General features: G+C 61.3%; 18 protein-coding genes. 17 read left to right on the top strand and 1 reads right to left on the bottom strand.

Going from position 1 to position 21,212, the window contains the following annotated elements; genetic code table 11:
* Positions 1 to 461: 461 nt before the first annotated feature.
* The gene (locus QZ609_RS06045) at positions 462 to 1,610 is read right to left on the bottom strand and encodes an AraC family transcriptional regulator (RefSeq protein WP_295492252.1); all 1,149 of its coding nucleotides are present in this window, start codon (positions 1,608 to 1,610) and stop codon (positions 462 to 464) included.
* 140 nt (positions 1,611 to 1,750) lie between these two features.
* On the opposite strand from QZ609_RS06045, the gene QZ609_RS06040 reads away from it, so the two are divergent.
* The 17 genes from QZ609_RS06040 to QZ609_RS05960 all read left to right on the top strand — a co-directional run bounded on the left by QZ609_RS06040 (position 1,751) and on the right by QZ609_RS05960 (position 21,164).
* On the top strand, positions 1,751 to 4,141 hold the full coding sequence (locus tag QZ609_RS06040) for an arylsulfatase (protein ID WP_295492250.1): 2,391 nt from the start codon (positions 1,751 to 1,753) through the stop codon (positions 4,139 to 4,141).
* Positions 4,142 to 4,464: 323 nt separating this feature from the next.
* Positions 4,465 to 4,734: a hypothetical protein gene (locus tag QZ609_RS06035; protein WP_295492248.1), complete on the top strand. Its 270-nt coding sequence runs from the start codon at positions 4,465 to 4,467 to the stop codon at positions 4,732 to 4,734.
* 43 nt (positions 4,735 to 4,777) lie between these two features.
* Positions 4,778 to 4,933: a hypothetical protein gene (locus QZ609_RS06030; RefSeq protein ID WP_295492246.1), complete on the top strand. Its 156-nt coding sequence runs from the start codon at positions 4,778 to 4,780 to the stop codon at positions 4,931 to 4,933.
* Positions 4,934 to 5,597: 664 nt separating this feature from the next.
* A complete protein-coding gene (locus QZ609_RS06025; protein WP_295492244.1) occupies positions 5,598 to 6,383 on the top strand; it encodes an enoyl-CoA hydratase/isomerase family protein in 786 nt (261 codons plus the stop codon).
* 44 nt (positions 6,384 to 6,427) lie between these two features.
* Entirely contained in the window at positions 6,428 to 7,669 is a 1,242-nt protein-coding gene (locus QZ609_RS06020; protein ID WP_295492242.1) for a thiolase family protein, read from the top strand.
* Positions 7,670 to 7,679: 10 nt separating this feature from the next.
* On the top strand, positions 7,680 to 8,834 hold the full coding sequence (locus tag QZ609_RS06015) for an acyl-CoA dehydrogenase family protein (protein WP_295492240.1): 1,155 nt from the start codon (positions 7,680 to 7,682) through the stop codon (positions 8,832 to 8,834).
* Between the two features lie 37 nt (positions 8,835 to 8,871).
* Positions 8,872 to 9,648, top strand: a complete 777-nt coding sequence (locus QZ609_RS06010; protein WP_295492238.1) for an SDR family NAD(P)-dependent oxidoreductase — start codon at positions 8,872 to 8,874, stop codon at positions 9,646 to 9,648.
* A gap of 79 nt (positions 9,649 to 9,727) precedes the next feature.
* A complete protein-coding gene (locus tag QZ609_RS06005; RefSeq protein WP_295492236.1) occupies positions 9,728 to 11,308 on the top strand; it encodes an AMP-binding protein in 1,581 nt (526 codons plus the stop codon).
* Positions 11,309 to 11,411: 103 nt separating this feature from the next.
* Positions 11,412 to 12,452, top strand: a complete 1,041-nt coding sequence (locus QZ609_RS06000; protein ID WP_365901027.1) for a CaiB/BaiF CoA-transferase family protein — start codon at positions 11,412 to 11,414, stop codon at positions 12,450 to 12,452.
* A 31-nt stretch (positions 12,453 to 12,483) separates the two neighbouring features.
* Positions 12,484 to 14,097, top strand: a complete 1,614-nt coding sequence (locus tag QZ609_RS05995; protein WP_295492234.1) for a choline dehydrogenase — start codon at positions 12,484 to 12,486, stop codon at positions 14,095 to 14,097.
* A 267-nt stretch (positions 14,098 to 14,364) separates the two neighbouring features.
* Positions 14,365 to 15,831 (top strand): coniferyl aldehyde dehydrogenase, encoded by a 1,467-nt coding sequence (locus QZ609_RS05990; RefSeq protein WP_295492232.1) that lies wholly within the window; start codon positions 14,365 to 14,367, stop codon positions 15,829 to 15,831.
* Positions 15,828 to 17,012 (top strand): lipid-transfer protein, encoded by a 1,185-nt coding sequence (locus QZ609_RS05985; RefSeq protein ID WP_295492231.1) that lies wholly within the window; start codon positions 15,828 to 15,830, stop codon positions 17,010 to 17,012. Before QZ609_RS05990 ends, QZ609_RS05985 begins: the two co-directional genes overlap by 4 nt.
* Before the next feature lie 12 nt (positions 17,013 to 17,024).
* A complete protein-coding gene (locus QZ609_RS05980; RefSeq protein ID WP_295492229.1) occupies positions 17,025 to 17,465 on the top strand; it encodes a MaoC family dehydratase N-terminal domain-containing protein in 441 nt (146 codons plus the stop codon).
* Positions 17,466 to 17,475: 10 nt separating this feature from the next.
* Positions 17,476 to 17,886: a MaoC/PaaZ C-terminal domain-containing protein gene (locus QZ609_RS05975; protein ID WP_295492269.1), complete on the top strand. Its 411-nt coding sequence runs from the start codon at positions 17,476 to 17,478 to the stop codon at positions 17,884 to 17,886.
* Between the two features lie 16 nt (positions 17,887 to 17,902).
* On the top strand, positions 17,903 to 18,733 hold the full coding sequence (locus QZ609_RS05970) for an SDR family NAD(P)-dependent oxidoreductase (protein ID WP_295492227.1): 831 nt from the start codon (positions 17,903 to 17,905) through the stop codon (positions 18,731 to 18,733).
* 13 nt (positions 18,734 to 18,746) lie between these two features.
* Positions 18,747 to 19,898: an acyl-CoA dehydrogenase family protein gene (locus tag QZ609_RS05965; RefSeq protein WP_295492225.1), complete on the top strand. Its 1,152-nt coding sequence runs from the start codon at positions 18,747 to 18,749 to the stop codon at positions 19,896 to 19,898.
* A 231-nt stretch (positions 19,899 to 20,129) separates the two neighbouring features.
* On the top strand, positions 20,130 to 21,164 hold the full coding sequence (locus QZ609_RS05960) for a CaiB/BaiF CoA-transferase family protein (RefSeq protein WP_295492223.1): 1,035 nt from the start codon (positions 20,130 to 20,132) through the stop codon (positions 21,162 to 21,164).
* Positions 21,165 to 21,212 lie beyond the last annotated feature (48 nt).

Genomic DNA, 21,212 nt, shown 5'->3' with positions numbered 1-21,212 from the left:
CCGTCGCAGTATTCAAGCTGGCGTCGGGCTTCTCGGTGATGGCAGCGATACCGTCGTCCGACAGGCTGTCACTTGAAACGGCTTCTCCACCGATAACGCAGAACGTGTTGACACGCTCTCGCCTGCCATCGGACGGAACAACATTCGAACGTCAGTCAACGGCGAAGTCGGGGGCCGTTGAAGTGGTTCCGATGCCATCGGAAAAGGTCACCTTAGAGCAGGATTGGGCAACCTTCTGAGCCCGCTACTTGGCATGCTGGTTGTGGCGGAGGGGGAATCGGTTGAGGTCGCTACCCCGCTGGCTACAAAGGTGTGCCACGTCGCGCAGGGCCACCTTCTTCGGTCATCCGGCGCCCCCTGAGGGTAGTGCGGAGCGATGGCAGGTCAAATCACGGGCTGCGCGTTGAGCTCCGCTCGCTGCAACATTGCGAGGCAATGCGCGACCGGACGCGTATCGTGCTTCACGCTGCCGGCGCTGAATGCCCTTGCTGCTGACGAAACGTACTTGGCGACAAGCCAGTCCAGCGTCTGAAGGCTCGCGTGAAGTTGCTGCTGTCGGAGAATCCGAGCAGGAACGCGATCTCCGTAATGGACCCAGAGGCTCGCAACACGTAACTGCACGCAAGCTCCCTGCGGGTTTCGTCGAGAACCTCTTGAAAGCTGGTATCCCGCTTCAGCAATTTGATCTGTAGGGTGGTCGGGCTCATGCAGATGGCTTGCGCCACCCGCTCGCGCGTACATGTGCCAGTCGGCAGGAACTCGATAATCTTCTGCCTCACGAGTGCCAACACGTCATTCTTATCCAGCTTGGCCAGGTACTCGTTCGCAATGTTGTCGTGGTACTGAGCCAGCTCTGGGCAAGCGCCCAGAAGCGGTTGGGTGAGGTCGTCCCGCGCAAACACCAGGGCAAGATCTTGATTGCCGAAGCTGACTGACGAACGGAACAGCTTTTCGTATGGCGCTGATCCGTCAGTGGGCATTGCGTGGTGGAACTCCGCCCTGATCGGATTGAAGCTGGCTTTATGCAGCTGGCGCATCGACAGAATGAGAAAGCCAAGAAAGGCGTCCTCCGTTTCACCGGATACGGCCGCATGCAACTTGAGGCGCATGATCACCGTGCGATCGCCCTCCTCCAACACGATCTCTGCCGTCTGAGACACCAGGCGGAAGTACCGCACCACACGCTTGCAGAAGTCCAGCAAGGTGCTGCTGGCGGCCATCGCATAGCCAAGGGCATGCAGGTTCGAAATATGAATGAAGCGCGCAACGGAAAGACCAAAGTAGGGGTCATGGGTCACATCCACGCACACCCTATAGAGCTGGGTCATGGTGTCGACCGGCAGCCGAAACATGGGATCGTTAGTGATCGCCACTGGCACGCCAACCACCTTGAACACGCGCTCAGCATCCACCCCGTAATGATCTAGCGCCTTCGCAATCGCGAGCGCATAGCCGCCGATCGTCGAGGGTTGGCTCAGGCGCTTGTTGGGTTCGAGGGGCGCAGACGTTGTGCTAGTCGCGCCGGGTATCGGGGCCGACATCAGGTTCCAAGATCGAGGGGGCATCAAAAATTCTACGAGGGCGGAGAACGCGGCGTCAACGAACGTCAATGCTGCGCGGCAGCACGCTGTAGGGACCTGTGCTTTGGCGCAAAAGACCAGCGCCTGCCGACACGGCGCCCTAGCATCGCTCCCAAATACATCACCAAGATCGCACGCCGCGCTTGGTCCGCCGCGTTCAGGAGACAGTCATGGCACAAAGCCGTCATACCGCATTTCCCTCCACTTCACTGCGTTGGGTGTCGCTTGGCGCATCCCTGACCACCGCTTTTGTCGGCGCCCACGCCCAAGACAACCTGCCTTTTCCACCCGCGCCCACGGCGAGCAAGGCCGGCGTCACGCTGAATGAGTCGGAACATCATTGGCGACCGGCAGCCGCCCATTTGCCGGCCAACGCGCCAAACGTCCTGATCATCATGCTCGATGACGTAGGCTTCGCGCATGCCGACACTGTGGGAGGCATGGTGCATACGCCGACGTTCAGCCGCATCGCCGACAGCGGTATCCGGTACAACACGTTTCATGCCACGGCAATCAGCTCGGCAACGCGAGCATCCTTGCTGACTGGACGCAATCCGCACCACGTGGGCTTCGGCACCATCACTGAGTTCGCCAGCGATTTCGATGGTTATACAGGGACGATGCCCAAGACGGCGGCTACGGTTGCCGAGGTGCTTAAGCAGTACGGCTACAGTACGGCCGCTTTCGGCAAATGGCACAACACGCCAGCCAACGAAACCTCGCCGGCCGGCCCGTATGACCACTGGCCGACGAGCTACGGATTCGAGCACTTCTATGGCTTCCTGGCCGCAGAGACATCGCAGTACTCACCGCGGCTGTTCAACGACAACACGCCGATTGAGCCGCCACACGATCCGAAGTATCACCTCAGCGAAGATCTCACCAACCAAGCGGTGAACTGGCTGAAGCAGCATCACACCTTTGCCGGCAACAAGCCGTTCCTGATGTACTGGGCCCCTGGTGCGACGCATGCGCCGCACCAGGTCGCCAAGGAATGGGCTGACAAGTACAAGGGCAAATTCGACGCTGGCTGGGATGTATACCGCCAACAGGCATTTGAGCACCAACGTGCCATGGGCTGGATTCCCGCTGACGCAAAGCTGACGCCGCGTCCGGACAGCCTGCCGGCGTGGGACAGTCTCACGCCCGAAGAGAAACGCTTTAACGCGCGCGAAATGGAGGTCTTTGCCGGCTTCCTGGAGCATGTCGATACACAGGCGGGTAAGGTCATCGACGAACTTGAGCGTGAAGGCGTTCGCGACAATACGCTTGTGATCTACCAACTCTCGGACAATGGTGCGTCAGCCGAGGGCGTTCGGGGCACCATCAATGAGATGCTGACAATCAACGGCGTGGACATTCCTGTCAGCCAGCAGATCAAGGTGCTCAACGAGCAGTATGGCGGTTTGGCGGCGTTGGGCGGCCCCAAGTTGGAGGAGCATTACAACGCGGGCTGGGCATGGGCGGCAGAAAGCCCGTTCCAGGGTACCAAGCTGGTGGCCGGCTACTTTGGTGGCACGCGTACGCCGCTTGCCATCTCCTGGCCAAAAGGCATCAAGGCTGATCGCACGATCCGCACCCAGTTCGAAGATGTCACCGACCTCGTGCCGACGATCTATGACGTGATCGGCATCAAACCGCCTACATCCGTCAACGGTGTTGAGCAAATGCCATTCGATGGCGTCAGCATGCGCAACACGTTTGCTGATCCGTCGGCCCCGTCTAACCGCCATGCCCAATATTTCGAGAACTTCGGCAGCCGCGCCATGTACCAGGACGGCTGGATTGCGTCCGTTTTCGGGCCACGCACCCCTTGGGTTGCCAGCCTGGCAGGTTTGATCAACTGGGACCCTCGAAAAGACAAATGGTCACTCTATGATGTCTCGCACGACTATTCGCAGGCGGTCGACGTAGCGGACCAATATCCACAGAAGCTGGCGGAGCTGCAGCGCAAGTTCGATGAGGAAGCACGCGCCAACAATGTCTATCCAATTGGCGCGGGTATGTTGCCGATGCTGAAGCCGTCTGAGCGCGTCAGCAGCCACCAGGTCGAATGGCACTTTGGCGAAGATGCCCGGCGGCTTCCTGATTTTGTTGCGCCGCGGCTTGGCGCGGTCAGCAACCGCGTGACGGTGGAAGTCGATGTGCCTGCAAAGGCCAGCGGCGTACTCTACAAAGTGGGTGGCACGGCCGGCGGCGTGGTGCTCTATTTTGACCAGGGGCACCTGCATTACGAATACAACGCCATGGCGGTGGCGCGCACCAAGCTGCAATCGCCGCAAGTGATCCCGCCGGGCCATCACCGCATCGAGGTGGACACGCAGATCACGGCGGCGAAGCGCGCGGCGCCCGCAGACTTGATCCTCCGCGTCGACAGCGTTGAGGTTGCGAAGGCCACGACGCAGATGACGGCAAGCCTGGCATTCAGTGCAAGCGAAACGTTCGATGTTGGCGCAAATTCCGGCTCGCCGGTTTCGCTCGATTACTTCGATCGGGTGCCATTCCAGTTCAACGGCCACATCGCTGATGTTCATGTGGTCTACCTGCCGGCGCGTCCTTGAGTCGCGTGACCGGGCAACGCTGGAATCATTGGGTAGGCTCATGCGGCCGGAGCGCAGTGCTAGGCAGGCGTAAAGGTCCTGCCATGTGGTCTCCTACGCCCTCGCGCAGACTCTGCCAGAACGGGGGCGATGGAGTGTGAGCTGACCATGCGCCAGATACCAGCCGTCGCAGCGAGCGGCCGGTGCGTACCAGAAGGTTCAGCCATTTGCAGTGAGAAGTAGCGATGATTTCATGTTCCCGCGTGAGCGCAGCCGTCTGGGGGCGCCAGCCTGACTCCGGTGAACTGCTCCACTTGATCCGGGCATCAGTGGCCAGGATTCGAATGGACGCCGCAGACGGCACCGCCATCGAACGCCGCCTTTCCAGCCTTCTGCGGCACGCGCTTGCGGCGGGCTCGCCGTTCGATATCGCGCTGGTTCTGGGTAGCGCGGCGGAGTTCATGCTGTTTCCCGAGGAGGAAGTCCTGGAGCGGTGTACAGCCGTCGTGCAACAGGCCGATCAGCAGGCACTGCGCGGGCTCGTCTGGGCTGTCAGGCACAGAAACCTAAGAAGCGGGAAGAGCGCGCGCAGGTTCACGCTCGAGCCGCAATGAGGCACAAGAAACAGCGAAGCACCGTAGTCAATGGAATCGCCAGATGACGCATCTGCGCATGGGCGACACTGCGCCGGCTGTAGAAGAAGCGCGCCATTGCTCGCCGCAGCGCTGCCCGTACGCGACGGCGCAGGCCAACGTCCGCGTGACCGAGGAAGCGGTGAAGATGACGCACGAAGATTTCGGCTTGCGTTTGTAGCGAACAACCCGTGCCTAGCATGCCGCCTTCAGCGGTGCTGTCCAGGGCAGTCCGGTTATCGAAGTCTTCGCCACTCGTACGCATCCGGAAGTCGTTGTCACGATGGGCGGGCTCTTGAGGAGTGGCATGAGCGGATGAAAACGAATTCGCTCGGTCGGTCATTGAGGAGCTGCTGTTTGAGCGCGGCGTTATGTTGAGAGGCACCACTTCCGAATGGGAGGCATGGTGCTCGATGCTTGCGTAGGGCGCCAATATCGAGTCGCAGCTAACGCCGGCGTGGAATTGAATTGGCAGGGCGGTGAACAACGCCAATGGCTCTCAAATTCTTCGAGAAGGCTCTCGCTCTGCAATGCCAATGCCGGCCGGCCCGCCTGTCGCCTTGATCGTCGAATGTGGCGCAATCGACGCCAAAAAATTCCCGCCACGGCACCACCCACTCCATCTCCTCCGGAAATAACCGCTTGCGCGTGCCTCGCGCTGCTCAGGTCCAGGCCATGAGCTTTGTTTCATGGGCATCCAGCGTTCCACTAGTCAGTGTTTGCAGGAGCTAGTCCCTAAAAATTCGTTCTGCGGCATAGATTTTTGGCTGTAATGAACGGCGCTGCAGCTTCGGCCTATCTACGATGCACTCCATCCAAAGAATCAATTGTCATCAGGAGATGCCATGTCCGAAGACGTATTGCTGTATGAAGCCGCCGGCTCCGTCGCCCGCCTGACCATCAATCGCCCCAAGGCGATGAACGCGTTGAATCTTGCGCTATTGAACGAGCTGGATCGACGTCTGTTGGAAATCGCCACCGACGAATCCATTCGCGTGCTGGTGCTGACCGGGGCTGGCCCCGCATTTTGCGCTGGCGCCGATTTGAAGGAGGTGCTGGAGAGTCAGCAAGGTGCCCCCGGCGAAGCCGATTTCCTCGACCGCGCCGATGTCACCTTCACACGCCTGCGCAATTTCCCCAAGCCTGTGATCGCCGCACTAAACGGCGTCACGATGGCCGGCGGGCTGGAACTGGCCATGTGCGCCGACATCGTCATTGCTGCGGAAAGCGCCAACATTGGTGATGCGCACGCGAACTTCGGCGTCTACCCCGGCGCCGGCGGCGCAGCCGTCTTGCCTCGCTTGATTCCCCAAAACATCGCCGTGTATTTGCTGCTCACGGGCAAGACACTGTCGGCTGCCGAAATGAAGGCTTATGGCTTTGTCGCAGAAGTGCATGCCGACGGCGAACTGGCTGAAGCGGCCATGAAGCTGGCTGGACATATCGTCAAGAAGAGCCCGATTGCGCTGCGCCGCATGAGGGAAGTCGCGCGCACTTCCGCCGACAAGAGTCGCGACGATGCCTTGCTGCACGAACAAGTCATGCTGCGCCGCCATTTGCGCAGCTTCGACATGCAGGAAGGCCTGCAGGCGTTCGCCGAAAAGCGCGCACCGCAATTCCAGGGCCGCTGAGTCCAGACATCCGTCCTTCCAATTCAATCTAAAGCGGGGATCGCATGAGCGATATTTTTGTAGCCGGCATCGGCATGACGAAGTTCGGCCGTTTGCTCGACAAGAGCGTGTATGACATGGTGGACGAGGCCGTCGGCCTCGCCTTGAAGGATGCCGGCGCCGAGACCTCAGACATTGGTTCGGCCTATTACAGCACCGCGACCAATGGTTCGCTCCAGGGGCAGACCTGCATTCCGGGTCCGATCGCCATGCGCCGCATTGGCATCGAGGGCATTCCGGTATTCACCGTCGAAAACGCCTGCGCGTCTGGTTCGTCGGCATTCAACCTGGCCGTGCAAGCACTGCGTGCGGGCGCCAGCGACGTGGCCCTGGCTGTTGGCGCGGAAAAAATGAACATCGCCGACAAGGCCAAGATGTTCTCCGTCTTCGACGCCGGCTGGGATGTTTCGACCGTTGAAGAGAACAAGAAAACACTGCTGGCCATGGGCGAAGGCATCGTGCCGCCGCCGGGAACAACGTCCGAGCGGCCCTACAGCGTGTTTATGGATGTCTATGCAGCAATGTGCCGCAGCCACATGAAACGCTACGGCACCACCCAGCGCCAGATTGCAGCGGTCGCCGCCAAGAATCACCAGCATTCTGTCCACAATCCGTTGGCCCAGTTCCAGCAGCCGTTCACGATCGAACAAGTATTGGCATCGCCGCCGATCACTTACCCGCTGACGACGGCCATGTGCTCAGCGATCAGTGACGGTGCCGCCGCAGTGGTGCTGTGCAATGCCGCCGGCCTGAAGCGTCTTAAGGGAAGTACGTCCCGCGCGGTACGCGTGCTGGCCAGCGTGATCCTGACAGGGTCCACGCGCGGCGTCGACGAGTCCGACAAGATCGTTGCCCATCTGGCTGCGAAAAAAGCCTACGAGCAAGCCGGCGTGTCGCCGAAGGACGTGAGCGTCGCTGAAGTGCATGACGCCGCCGCCATGGGTGAAATCCTCAATGCCGAATCACTGATGCTGGTGCCGTTCGGCGAAGGCGGCCCTGCTGCCGAGCGTGGCGATTTCACGGTTGGCGGACGTATCCCGATCAACCCATCCGGCGGTCTGGAATCGAAAGGCCATCCGATCGGCGCGACTGGCCTCGGCCAGATCCATGAATTGGTAATGCAACTGCGCGGCGAAGCCGGCCAGCGCCAAGTCCAAGGCGCACGCGTCGCAATCCAGGAAAACGGCGGCGGTCTGCATGGCATCGAAGAGGCGGTCGTGGCTATCAACATTCTGGCGAACCAATAAGGGGGCAGCCATGGGATACGTATTCAGAACCGAAGAACAGCAGATGGCCATTGACGGTTTGCGCCGTTACCTCGATACCGAAGTAGAGCCAGCACTCAAGAAGCATGGCGAGAAGTTCATCCCGCGCGAGATGATGGCTGGTTTCATGCGCGAGCTGGTGAAGTACGGGCTTATCACGGCCCCGATCAGCGAAGAAAACGGCGGCATGGGACTGGACTGGCTCACGCACCTGATGCTGTTCGAGGAGCTGGTCTATACCTCGCTCGACGTCTGCTCTCCGATTCTCATTAATACCGTCTTCTCCTCGGTGATGGAGCGTCTTGCGCCCGAACACCTCAAGCAGCGCTACCTACCAGGACTGCTGAAGGGAGAACTGTTCGCAAGTTTCGGCATCTCCGAACCGGACGTAGGCTCGAACGTGATGGAGGTGAAGACGCGCGCCCGCCGCGACGGCGACCACTACGTCATCAATGGCGAAAAGACCTGGATCACCAGCGGCGAATATTCCGACGTCTTCATCTGTACCTGCCGCACCAGCGACGACCCCAAGAACGGCCTCACCCACATCCTGCTGGACCGTAAGGAACATCCGTACGAAGTGCGTGGCATCGACAAGATCGCCTTGAACGGCCAATCGACCACCCAGATCTTCCTCGACAACGTGCGAGTGCCCGTCACCAACGTGATCGGCAAAGAAGGAGAAGCATTGCGCAACACGTTGGCCTTGTTCGAACGCGCCCGGATGCACGTAGGTACACAGTCGCTAGGCATCGCTCGCCGCGCGCTCGACGAGGCGATTCGTTATAGCCAGGAACGTCGCCAGCATGGCAAGGTCATCGCCGGCCACCAATTGATCGCAGCAAAAATCGCCGACATGGCCACGCAAGTCGACGCGGCCCGTCTGCTCATTCACCGCGCAGCGAGCATGGTCGACTCAGGTGTGCGCTCCGACATGGAATGCTCGATGGCCAAGCTCTACGCCACCGAGATGGCCGTGGGTGTTTGCCGACAAGCCGTGCAGATTCACGGCGGCAATGGCGTGACCAAAGAGTTTCCCGTCGAGCGCCTGGCCCGCGAGGCCATCCTCATGCCTATCCCCGACGGCACGAGTGAAATCCAGCAACTCATTATTGCCCGCGCCTTGACCGGTGTGTCGGCCTTCTAAATTGAACCGCTGACGGACACATAAAGGACACCACATCATGCGTATCGAACAGAAAGTCATCGTCATCACTGGTGGCGCCTCGGGCCTCGGTCTGGCCACTACCCGTTACATGGTGCAGGAAAAGGGCGCGCGCGTCGCCATTTTCGACATGAACGCCGAAGCCGGCGTCAAGGCCGTCGAAGAGATCGGCGCCGAGCATGTCATGTTCGTGCAGACCGACGTCAGCAGCGAAGAATCGGTGCAAGCTGCCGTCGCAGCCGTCGTCGCGCGCTTCGGCACGGTGCACGTGTGCATCAACGCCGCCGCGATTCCGGCGCCGTGCAAGGTGCTCGGCAAGGAAGGCAAGGCCACGCCGCTTGGCAAGTTTGCGATGGTGACTAACGTCAACATCAACGGCGTGTTCAACGTCATGTCGAAGTGCGCTGAGCAGATGGTCAAGAACGCGCCAGAGGCCGGAGAAGAGCGCGGTGTGGTCATCAACATCTCGTCTGGCGCGGCTTATGAGGCCCAAATCGGCCAGATGGCCTATGCCGCCTCCAAGGCGGCGCTGCTCGGGATGAACAGCCCGGCCGCGCGCGAACTCGGCGACGTTGGTATCCGCGTCAACGCCATCGCGCCTGGCCTGTTCCTGACGCCGATGGTGAAGTCGCTCGACGAAAAGATTGTCGCGTCGCTCAAGGCACAGATCGAAGCGCCGAAGCGCCTCGGCGACATGCGTGAGTTCGCGCACTGCTGCGCCTTCATTATCGAGAACGCCTACCTGAACTCGCACACGATCCGCCTCGACGCGGCGGCCCGCTTGCGTGCACGTTGACCCCGAGGTAACCACTCGGAATAACAATAATCCCGCTCTCCGACGGAGTGGGTGGGCAAGAAAAGCCTAGGAGACTGCAATGAAAATGAACTTTAGCCGTGTCATGCGCCTCATGGCGCAGCGCTGCCGCGACCGGCAGGCGATCATCAACGTGGAGCGCAAGCGCAGTTACAGCTATCACGACTATCACCTGCTGACCAACCGCATCGCCGATGCGTTGCGTAACCCGCTCGGGGTCGGTAATGGCGACAAGTTCCTACTCATCCTGGACAACGACAACCTGAGCCTGCTGATGCTGCCGACCGTGCTCAAGCAGGAAGGGACGGTTGTCCTGACCAATCTGCGCGATGCGCCGGAAGAACATGCGCGCCAGATTGACATGGTCAAGCCCAAGGTGGTGTTTATCGAGACGCGCCTGCTGGACGTTTACTACGCCATGCTGCGCGCGGCCGGTTGCGAGATCGTCGTCATGGATGAGCCGACGCATGAGCAAGCCGCCCGCCCGGGCGTGCACGTGTTCTGGAAGCTGGTCGAAGCGGCATCCGAGCTTGACGTCGACGTTGAACTCGACGACCAGGAGCACATCTTCATGCTGCGCTTCACCGGTGGCACGACCGGCAAGGGCAAGTGCGCGCAGTACTCGATCGACAATCTGATGGCTTGCCGGGACGGCTGCTTCATCAACCCGGATTTCAATTTCAACGGCAATGCGCGCATGCTGCACGTGGCGCCGCTTTCCCACGGCACGTTGATCGCCTTCATCCCCACGTTCTATGCGGGCGGCGCCAACGTGACCCTCAATCAGCTTGATCTCGAGCAATGGCGACAAACCGTGGAGGAGCAGCGCATCACGCATTCCTTCCTGGTGCCGACGGTGCTGTATCGGCTGCTTGAACTGCAGCGTGCCAACCCGCGCGATTTCTCGTCACTGACCACCCTGATCTACGGCGCAGCACCGATGAGCCCGTCCAAACTGGAAGAGCTGATCGCCTGTTTCGGGTCGATTTTCACGCAAGGTTATGCCGCGACCGAGGTGCCGATGTTCGTATCGGTGCTCGATAAGGCGGAACACTGCACCGGAGACGGAATGGAGCATCTGTCTTCGGCGGGGAGGGCGACACCGGGCGTCGAGGTATTCATCACCGACGAACACGGCAAACCGTTGCCGGCAGGCCAGTGTGGAGAGATTCGCATCCGCAGTCGGGCGGTTATCAAAGGGTATTACAACAACCCTGAATCCACCACGGCCGAATTCGTGGACGGCGCCTGGAAATCCGGCGATCTCGGCTACATCGACTCAGACGGCTTCCTGTACATCGTCGACCGCCTGAAGGACATGATCATCAGCGGTGGCTTCAACGTGTATGCGGTCGAGGTCGAGGCGGCGCTGGCCTCGCATCCGGCCGTCCTGATGTCCGCTGTGGTCGGTGTGCCGCACGCGGATTGGGGCGAGGCCGTGCATGCCGAAGTCATGCTGCGGCTAGGCATGTCCGTCGAAGCGGCGGAACTGATCGCCCATGTCAAGGCCAAGCTCGGCGGACACAAGGCACCGAAGTCGCTGGTGTTCGTCGATCAGTTGCCGACCTCGGTGGTTGGCAAGGTGCTGCGGCGCACGGTCAGGGAAAAGTATTGGCAGAACGCGCAGCGCAAGGTCAGTTAAGAAGCAAAGCAGGCAATGACGACGAGATAGGCGCTGGCATTCGAGATCGTGGCGCCGAATCTACCTTTGCCGTAATCGGCGCCGGTGCTCTCTTCGGCCACAGATGCAGGAAGTGATCGCAATGACTATCAAACCTCTCGACGGCTTTCGTGTCGTCGAATTCGAAGGAATCGGCCCCGGTCCGCTGTGCGGGCGCATCCTGGCCGGCTTTGGCGCTGAAGTCACCTTGATCGCCCGCTCCGGCGGAGGGGGGCTGGTGGAGACGCTCGCAGGAAACACGGCCAACCCCTTGACCGATGGCAAACGCATCGTGCCGCTCGACTTGAAGACTCCCGGAGGCGTACAGCGCGCCCTGGAGCTGGTGGCGCAGGCCGACGCGCTGATCGAAGGCAACCGTCCGGGCGTGATGGAACGTCTGGGGCTGGGGCCCGCCGAGTGCGCCAAAGCCAACCCGCGCCTCGTCTATGGCCGCATGACCGGCTGGGGCCAGGACGGCCCGCTGGCGCAGGCCGCCGGCCATGACCTGAACTACGTGGCCCTGAGCGGCTTGCTGTCGCTGCCCGTCATCGCCGGGCGGGTGCCGGCCATTCCGCCGGGCACGGGCGACGCTGCCGGCGCTCTGGGCCTGGCCATCGGCATCACCCTCGGCGTGCTGCGCGCCGTCAAGACCGGGCAGGGCAGTGTGGTCGATGCGGCCATTGTCGACGTCATGGCCATGCTGGGCGGCTTGCCCTTCTTCCTCGCGGCAACTGGCGCTCTGGGCGGGGACAAGCCGAGCATGGTGCACGAATCGCCCTTTTACGACACCTACCGCTGCCAGGACGGCGGCTATATCACGATCTGCGCGATGGAGCCGCAGTTCTATGCCCTGCTGCTGCAGAAGCTGAAGTTGCACGATGTGGACCGCGGCCGGCAGTACCGCTCCACTGATTGGCCGGCACTGAAAGCCCGCATGGAAGCGCTGTTCCTGTCGCAGCCGCGGCAACACTGGTGCGAACTGCTGGAAGGCACCGATGTCTGTTTCGCCCCCGTTCTGAGTGTCGAGGAAGCGCGCAGCCATCCGCATAACGTCGCCCGCGGGACTTTTGCCGACGCGACGCATCCGGCGCCCGCGCCGCGCTTCTCTCCAATTCCTGCGGCATAGCTTGTCGATACTTCTCAATGGAGCACTGTTAATGAGCGATACATTCGATTATCTGGTCATCGGAGGCGGTTCGGCAGGCTGTGTCGTGGCGGGCCGCTTGAGCGAAGACCCTGAAGTGTCGGTGTGCCTGCTCGAAGCGGGCGCGCCCGACTATAGCGCGCTGATCCATTGCCCGGCCGGGCTGGCGGCAATGATCCCCCTCCCGATCTACAACTGGGCCTTCAAGACCAAGCCCAACCCCGGCCTCAACGGCCGGCTCGGTTACCAGGCACGCGGCAAGACGCTGGGCGGCTCCAGTTCGATCAACGGCATGATGTACGTCCGCGGCGACAGCAGCGACTACGATCGCTGGGCGGCCGAAGGTAACACGGGCTGGAGCTATGCTGAGGTACTGCCTTATTTCAAAAAATCCGAGAACAACGAAACCTACGGCGACAGCGAATTCCACGGAGCGGGCGGCTCGCTCAATGTCGCCGAATTGATCGATCCCAGTCAGTACAGCCGCGCCTTTGTTGAAGCCGCCGTGCAGGCGGGGTATCCGCGCAACCCCGACTGCAACGGCGCTAGTCTGGATGGCTTCGGATTGACGCAAGTCACGCAGAAAAACGGCGAACGCTGTAGTTCGGCCAAGGCCTTCATCACGCCGAACCGCGGCCGCGCGAATTTGCGGGTCATCACCCGGGCGCATACGACGCGCATCCTGATGAAAGGTAAGCGCGCGGTTGGCGTCGAATACCGCGACGGCGACGGAAAGCTGCAGCAAGTGCGAGCGGCGCGCGAAGTGATCCTCTCGGCCGGCGCGCTGCAATCGCCGCAGGTGCTGATGCTGTCCGGCATCGGGCCGAAAGAGGAGCTGCAGAAGCACGGCATTCCGGTGGTCCACGAATTGCCCGGCGTCGGCAAGAATTTGCAGGACCACATCGACATCGTGCACAGCTACGAAGCCAAAGACCCAAAGGGCTTGTTCGGCGTGTCGTGGTCCAGCATCGCACTGATATTGCGCGGCATGGTCGCGTGGCGCAGGCATCGGCGTGGACCGCTGACCACCAATTTTGCCGAGGGCAACGGTTTCATCCGAACCCTTCCTAATGAAGCCGTTCCCGACGTTCAGGTGGTGCAATTGATCGTCAAGCTGATCAATCACGGACGCACGATCTTGCTCGGCAATGGCTATTCGGTGCATTGCTGCGTGTTGCGGCCGAAGTCGCGCGGCAGCGTGTCGCTGTCCAGCAACGACCCGCTGGCGCCGCCGCTCATCGACACCAACTTCCTGTCCGAGCAGGACGACGTGGACCGCCTGGTGCGCGGCTTCAAGCTGATCCGCAACGTCATGAAGCAGCCGGCGCTCGCGAGTCTCGGCGGCCGGGAATCAAAGAATTCCGCGCGTGCGCAGACCGATGCGGAAATCGAGCGATACATCCGCGACCATGCCGATTGCGCCTATCACCCGGTGGGAACCTGTCGCATGGGACAAGGGCCGCTCGACGTGGTGGACGAGCAGTTGCGCGTCAAAGGTGTGGAAGGGCTGCGTGTGGCCGATGCTTCCATCATGCCCAACATCGTATCGGGCAACACCAATGCGCCGTCCATCATGATCGGCGAGAAAGCCGCCGACATGATCAGGGCCGAGCGCAAACAGGGTTGATATGCCGGAGCAATTGCGAGAAGGGTTCATTTGCATGGCCATCGCGAAACTCCCGCGGTTCTTCATGCCGGCACGCTCATTCGCTACGTTGGGCAACTTCCCAGATTCAATCGGCGTGGCGAGTCGCGACGCGCTGGCCGTTGCCAAATCGACGCGAAGAGGGTTCGCAGCGTCGAACGCCAACTTCAGCCGCTCCTTCAAGCGTGTCAACTGGGGTGCCTCCCTCGCAATATCGCAGCAAGGAAGCTTTACTAATACTCGAAAGAAATGAACGACACTATCGACGGCCTGAACACGCTATTAACCAAACAGCGTGCCGCCTGCCTCGCCGCGCCATTCCCCGACATTGACCAGCGCCGCCGCGATCTGAAGGCCTTGCGCGCCGCTCTGCAGCGCTACCAGGAGCCGTTGGCGGTGGCGATGAGCGACGATTTTGGTCGCCGGTCTATGTTTGAATGCAAGATGTGCGACGTGCTCGAACCGGTGCTGCAAATCGACCATGCGCTTGCCAACGTCAAGCGCTGGATGAAGCCGCAGCGCCGCAAAACCGATCTGCTATTTCTCACCAATAGCGCCAAGGTCGTGTACCAGCCCAAGGGCATCGTCGGCGTGATCGCCGCATGGAATTTCCCGATCATCGAGGCGGTTGGTCCGCTGATCATGGCGCTGGCTGCCGGCAACCGCGCGATGATCAAGATGTCGGAATTTTCGCCGCGCAGCACAGAAGTCTTACGCCGCATGCTGGCAGAAATCTTCCCCGAGGATCAGGTGGCTGTGTTTGGCGGCGGCGTGGAAATCGGCCGCGCCTTTGCGGAATTGCCGCTCGACCATATCGTGTTCACGGGCTCGCCGGCCATCGGACGGGAAATCATGCGTGCGGCGTCCGCGAACCTGACGCCGGTCACGCTGGAACTGGGCGGCAAGTCGCCGGCCATCGTTTCGCGCTCCGCGTCGATCGCTGCCGCAGCCAAGTCGATCGCACATGGCAAGGCATTCAATAGCGGCCAGGCCTGCGTGGCGCCCGACTACGTGCTGATGCCGAGCGACCAAATCGACGAATTCGTCAACGCGCTCAATCAGGCCTTTCGCGCAATGTATCCGGACTGTGTGCCGGACCGCGAATACACCAGCATGGCCTCCGACCGGCATGCGCACAGGGTCCGCGACTTGCTGGCCGATGCCGAACAGAAGGGCGCCAAGGTGATTTCCTGCGGAGAGGGTGACGGCAAACGCATTATTCCGCTGCAGATCGTGCTGGGCGCAACGCCCGACATGCGCGTTCTGCAGGAAGAGCTGTTCAACCCCATCCTGCCGGTGCTGGCTTGCGATTCGCTCGAGCAGGCTGTTCATCACGTCACCGCTCGTCCGCGCCCGCTGGCGTTGTACTACTACGGCAACGATGCCCGCGAATTGCAGATCCTGACACGCGAAGTGCATGCCGGTGGCATGACCGTCAACGATTGGGCCTGGCACGTATTTCAAAACGACCTGCCGTTCGGCGGCACCGGCAATTCCGGTATCGGTAGCTGGCGTGGACCGGAAGGCTTTCGCGCCTTGTCGCACGCCAAATCGGTATTCACGGTTCGTCGCTGGTTCCCGATTGGGTTGTTCAGGCCGCCGTACGGAAATCTTGTCCAGCGTCTTTCACTCCGGATATTCCTGGGACGGGCCAAATCCATCGAAACGAGTAATTTGCAAAACAATCGTAAGTCAGATCAAGGAGCATCAGTGTGAGTCATAAAGTATGCGTAGCAGGCGTGGGCATGATCCCGTTCACCAAGCCGGGCGCCAACGAACCCTATCCCGTGATGGCGGCCAAGGCCGTCAAGCTGGCCCTGGCTGATGCCCGTGTCGACTACGACAAAGTCCAACAAGCCTACGTCGGCTATGTCTATGGCGACTCGACCTGCGGCCAGCGCGCCCTGTATGAAGTCGGCATGACAGGCATCCCGGTCGTCAACGTCAACAACAACTGTTCGACTGGCTCGACGGCGCTGTACCTGGCGCGCCAGGCCGTGCAGTCTGGCGCCGCCGACTGCGTGCTGGCCCTCGGCTTCGAGCAGATGAAGCGGGGCGCGCTTGGCTCAGTGTTCGACGACCGCCCCGACCCATTCGAACGTTTCAATAGGGTGACGAACGAACTGGTCGGCAACGGCGAGATTCCCTTTGCCTTGCGCTACTTCGGCGGCGCCGGCAAAGCACACATGGAAGAATTCGGCACGCCACTCAACACCTTCGCGAAAATCCGCGCCAAGGCCAGCCGCCACGCCGCCAACAATCCGCTGGCGCTGTTTAAGACCGTGGTGACCGATGAAGAAGTCATGAATGCCCCCATGATGTGGCCGGGCGTGATGACGCGCGTGATGGCTTGCCCACCTACTTGCGGTGCCGCTGCCGCCATCATCTGCTCGGAAGCGTTTGCCAAGAAGCATGGTCTCAGGAGTGACGTCGTGATCCTGGCGCAAGCCATGACCACCGACACCGCTGTCACATTCGACGCGCGCGACATGCGCGAAGTGGTCGGCTTCAGCATGGCCCAGGACGCAGCCAAGCAAGTCTACGAAGCGGCCGGCATCGGCCCGCAAGACGTCGACGTGATCGAGCTGCACGACTGCTTCGCCCACAACGAATTGCTTACCTACGAATCGCTCGGCCTGTGCCCGCGCGGCGGCGCGCAGAAGTTCGTCGAAGATGGCGACAACACCTATGGCGGCAAGTTCGTCACCAACCCATCGGGCGGCTTGCTGTCCAAGGGCCACCCGCTGGGCGCGACCGGCTTGGCGCAATGCACGGAACTGGTTCAACAGCTGCGCGGCCAGGCAGACAAGCGCCAGGTGGAAGGCGCGCGCCTCGCGCTGCAACACAACCTCGGCCTGGGGGGCGCCTGCGTGGTTACGCTGTACGGAAAAGTCTGAGCGCAGAATCCCATGATCGACAAGAAATGGATCGGGTACAAGCTACCCGATTCGACGCTGGAACTGGACCGCTCCCGCCTGCGCTTCTTCGCCAAGGTCATCGGCGAAACTGACCCGGTCTACACCGACAGCGCCGCTGCGCGCGAAGCCGGCCATCCGGACATGCTGGTCCCACCGACCTTCCTGTTTGCCGCCGAACTCGACAGCGGGGCGATGTTGATGATGCTCAAGGACTTGGGCATTCCCATGATGCGCATCTTGCACGGGGAGCAATCGTTCCGTTACCACAAGCCCGTCTATGCCGGCGACAAGGTCACCGTGGAGGCGACTGTAACCGACATCTACAACAAGAAGGGTGGGGCACTGGAATTCGTCGTCAAGGATTCGCGCGTCACCAACCAACATGGTGAGCTGGTGGCTGAACTGCGTGCCGTGCTCGTCGTGCGGAACTGAGGAGAACGACATGTCTGCGCCTATCCAGGTCGGCCAATCGCTGCCCGCATTGCGCCTGCCCCCCGTTGATCGCACCGTGCTCGCTTTGTTCGCCGGTGCCTCGGGCGATCACATTCCGTTGCACATCGACACTGACTTTGCGCGCAAGGCCGGCATGCCAGACGTGTTCGCTCACGGCATGCTCGGCATGGCGTGGCTGGGCCGGCTGCTTACGCAATGGGTGCCGCAGGCACGCCTGCGTCGCTTTGATGCGCGCTTTGGCGGCATTACTCATCTGGGCAACGCGCTCACGTGCAGGGGCCAAGTGATTGAGCTGCTCGATGTCGACGGCGAGACCTGTGCAAGAGTGAACATCGTCGCCGCAAACCAATTCGGCGACCAAAAAATCGTTGGCGAAGCCGTTGTGGCGCTTGCCGCTTAATTTTCAGGAGATAGCAGTGAGCAAATTGGACGGCAAAGTAGCACTGGTTACCGGTTCCGGCCGGGGTATCGGCCGCAGCGTGGCGCTGCAACTGGCGGCGCAAGGCGCGCGCATCGTCGTGAACGATCTCGACGCCGATCCGGCCAATGAAGTCGTGGCCGAGATCAAGGCGGCCGGCGGCGAAGCCGTGGCCTGCGCCGGTAGCGTGACGGCGACTGATTTCGCAGAGCGTTTCATCAAGACCGCGGTGGACAACTACAAGGGCATCGACATCATCGTCAACAATGCCGGCTACACCTGGGACAACGTGATCCAGAAGATGAGTGACGAGCAATGGTACGCAATCATCGATTGCCACCTGACTGCGCCGTTCCGCATCCTGCGCGCCGCATACCCTGTGTTCTCCGCTGCGGCCAAGGCCGAAGCGGCCGAAGGCAAGGAAGTGTTCCGCAAGGTGGTCAACGTGTCGTCGGTCGCGGCCGGCGGCAATGCAGGCCAGTCGAACTACTCGGCCGCCAAGGCCGGCATCGTCGGCTTGACCAAGACGCTGTCGAAGGAATGGGGCCGCTTGAAGGTGAACGTCAACTGCGTCGCCTTCGGCCATATCCAAACGCGTCTGACCGTGCCGTTGGCCGGCGACGAGAGCAAGACCGTGCAGATCGAAGGCCGCGAGATCAAGGTCGGCATCGGCGAACAACTGGCTGAAATGTCGAAGCGGATGATCCCGGTCGGCCGCCCCGGCACGCCGGACGAAGCCGCCGGTTCCATCGTCATGCTGTGCAGCCCTGAGTCTGACTACGTCTCCGGTCAGGTCGTCGTCTGCGGCGGCGGCTTCGGTGCACTGTGACAGGAGCCTGACTATGCTGCCTCAACTTCACCAGCACCCCTGGATGGACGCCGACATCGCGGCCTTCCGCGAACAGGTTCGCCGCTTTATCCACGCCGAACTCGTGCCCCACCTTGAAAGCTGGCGCAATCAAGGCTATGTCCCACGCGAAGCATGGCGTCCGTTCAGCGAAATGGGTTTCATGTTGCCCGAGTTGCCCGAAGAGTATGGCGGGCCGGGAGCGAGCCTGGCTTACCAACTGGTGGTGCAAGACGAATTGGCCAAGGCTGAAGTGCCGCTCAACACTGCGGTGCACACGATCGCTGCGCACTACATCCTCGACTATGGCACCGAAGAGCAGAAACAGAAGTGGTTGCCCAAGCTCGCCAGTGGCGAGATGCTGGCCGGCATCGCCATGACCGAACCGGGCTGCGGCTCCGATCTCAAAGCCATTCGCGCGCGCGCCAAGCTTGTGGACGATCACTATGTCGTCGATGGCTCCAAGACCTTCATCACCAATGGCTTTTCCGCCAACCTGCTGGTGGTGGTGGTGCGTACCAGTGACGCCGGCTCCAAGGGCATTTCGCTGCTGGTGGTCGAAACTGAAAACCTGCCCGGCTTCTCGGTCGGCCGTCGCCTGAAAAAGCTGGGTCAGCATTCATCGGATACGGCCGAGCTGACGTTCGACAACATGCACGTGCCGGTCGCCAACCTGCTCGGCGGCGTCGAAGGCAAGGGCTTCGGGCAATTGATGAGCCAGCTCGCTTACGAGCGCATGCTGTTGGCCGTTCCCGCCGCAGCCGTGATCGAGCGCGCCGTCGAATTGACGGTGGAATATACCAAGACGCGCAAAGCCTTTGGCCAGACGATTGCCGATTTTCAGAACACTCGCTTCAAGGTGGCAGAGTGCGCCACCATGGCCCACGTGGTGCGCAGCTTCGTCAACGACTGCACGCAGCGCCTGCTCGACGGCAAACTCGACGCCGAAGCCGCTTACATGGCCAAGTGGTGGTGCACCGAACAGCAATGCCGCGTGACAGACGAATGCCTGCAACTGTTCGGCGGCTACGGTTACATGGAGGAATACCCGATTGCTCGCCTGTACGCGGACTCCCGCATCCAGAAGATCTATGGCGGCACCAACGAGATCATGAAAGATCTGATTGCGCGCCAGGTGTTCAGCTGAGGAGGCAAGGATGATCCCGCGCAACCGCGAAGAAGACATTCTGCGGCGGCATGAGGTGCCAATCGGTAGAGCGCACGCTTGCGATCTCAAGCCGGCCGGCATGTCCCGTTTGCGGAGTACCTTGATGCCGCATTGCAATCGTTCGACTCGTCCGGGCCTTGAGCCGGACGAGTGTGAAGGCATGGTTGTTCTCGGCTATGACTGAAAGCCGCCGCATAAACAGGATCGTTCATGACCAACACCATCAAGCCGCTGAAGGGCATCCGCATCGTCGAATTCGAGGGCATCGGTCCTGGACCGCTGTGCGGCAGCATCTTGGCCGGCTTCGGCGCTGAGATCACGATGATCACCCGTCCGGGCGGCGTCGGGCTGGCCGACATGCTCGGCAACGGCGGGCCCAATCCGCTGCGCGCTGGCAAGCGCGAAGTGCAGCTCAATCTGAAAGACCCGGTCGACGTGCAGCACGCGCTCCATTTGATCGCCAAGGCTGACGCGCTGATCGAAGGCAACCGCCCCGGCGTAATGGAGCGGCTCGGGCTTGGCCCTGCCGAATGCGCCAAGGCGAACCCGCGCCTGGTCTACGGCCGCATGACCGGCTGGGGCCAGGACGGCCCGCTGGCACAGGTAGCCGGTCACGACCTCAACTACGTCGCCTTGAGCGGCATGCTGTCGCTGGCTGCAGTCGACGGACAGAAGCCTATCGTGCCCCCGACCGTGTTGGGCGATGCCGGCGGTGCCCTCGGCCTGGCATTCGGCATCGTCTCCGGCGTGCTGAATGCGCGCGCGAGCGGGCAGGGCAGCGTGGTCGATGCTGCCATCACGGATGTGGTGGCGATGCTGGGCGGAATTGCGCAATTCATCTCCGCCGGCGCTGGCCTCGGCGGAGTCAATGACAAGCGCCCGAGTGCCTTCCACGATTCGCCGTTCTACGATACTTATCGTTGCTCAGATGGCGGCTATATCACCGTCGGCGCACTCGAGCCGCAGTTCTATACGCTGCTGCTGCAAACACTGGAAATCGACGATGTCGATCCGAAACGGCAATACGATGCCGCGGCCTGGCCGGCGCTGAAGGCGCGGCTGGAGGCGCTGTTCCTGTCGCAGCCGCGCCGGCACTGGTGCGATCTGCTCGAAGGCACAGATGTCTGCTTCGCGCCAGTGTTGACGTTAGAAGAAGCGCGCTGTCACCCGCACAATGCCGCGCGCAAGATATTCGACGCGGCCGGCGCGCAGTCGGCTCCGCGTCTCTCTGCATTGCCCAATTAGATGTGCACGTGGTCTGCCGACCCAGGATGCCGTAAAAACGATAGGTCA

The organism is uncultured Ralstonia sp. (assembly GCA_913056305.1).
Lineage (GTDB): Bacteria > Pseudomonadota > Gammaproteobacteria > Burkholderiales > Burkholderiaceae > Ralstonia.
This window is presented reverse-complemented; position numbering and strand designations above follow the sequence as displayed.

What these genes read in the sequence shown, in the direction of transcription:
- QZ609_RS05995 (WP_295492234.1), top strand. Translation starts at nt 12,484, where the DNA reads ATGAGCGATACATTCGATTATCTGGTCATCGGAGGCGGTTCGGCAGGC.
- QZ609_RS06040 (WP_295492250.1), top strand. Translation starts at nt 1,751, where the DNA reads ATGGCACAAAGCCGTCATACCGCATTTCCCTCCACTTCACTGCGTTGG.
- QZ609_RS05960 (WP_295492223.1), top strand. Translation starts at nt 20,130, where the DNA reads ATGACCAACACCATCAAGCCGCTGAAGGGCATCCGCATCGTCGAATTC.
- QZ609_RS06030 (WP_295492246.1), top strand. Translation starts at nt 4,778, where the DNA reads ATGACGCATCTGCGCATGGGCGACACTGCGCCGGCTGTAGAAGAAGCG.
- QZ609_RS06010 (WP_295492238.1), top strand. Translation starts at nt 8,872, where the DNA reads ATGCGTATCGAACAGAAAGTCATCGTCATCACTGGTGGCGCCTCGGGC.
- QZ609_RS06000 (WP_365901027.1), top strand. Translation starts at nt 11,412, where the DNA reads ATGCAGGAAGTGATCGCAATGACTATCAAACCTCTCGACGGCTTTCGT.
- QZ609_RS06005 (WP_295492236.1), top strand. Translation starts at nt 9,728, where the DNA reads ATGAAAATGAACTTTAGCCGTGTCATGCGCCTCATGGCGCAGCGCTGC.
- QZ609_RS06035 (WP_295492248.1), top strand. Translation starts at nt 4,465, where the DNA reads ATGGACGCCGCAGACGGCACCGCCATCGAACGCCGCCTTTCCAGCCTT.
- QZ609_RS06020 (WP_295492242.1), top strand. Translation starts at nt 6,428, where the DNA reads ATGAGCGATATTTTTGTAGCCGGCATCGGCATGACGAAGTTCGGCCGT.
- QZ609_RS05965 (WP_295492225.1), top strand. Translation starts at nt 18,747, where the DNA reads ATGCTGCCTCAACTTCACCAGCACCCCTGGATGGACGCCGACATCGCG.
- QZ609_RS05975 (WP_295492269.1), top strand. Translation starts at nt 17,476, where the DNA reads ATGTCTGCGCCTATCCAGGTCGGCCAATCGCTGCCCGCATTGCGCCTG.
- QZ609_RS06025 (WP_295492244.1), top strand. Translation starts at nt 5,598, where the DNA reads ATGTCCGAAGACGTATTGCTGTATGAAGCCGCCGGCTCCGTCGCCCGC.
- QZ609_RS05990 (WP_295492232.1), top strand. Translation starts at nt 14,365, where the DNA reads ATGAACGACACTATCGACGGCCTGAACACGCTATTAACCAAACAGCGT.
- QZ609_RS05980 (WP_295492229.1), top strand. Translation starts at nt 17,025, where the DNA reads ATGATCGACAAGAAATGGATCGGGTACAAGCTACCCGATTCGACGCTG.
- QZ609_RS06015 (WP_295492240.1), top strand. Translation starts at nt 7,680, where the DNA reads ATGGGATACGTATTCAGAACCGAAGAACAGCAGATGGCCATTGACGGT.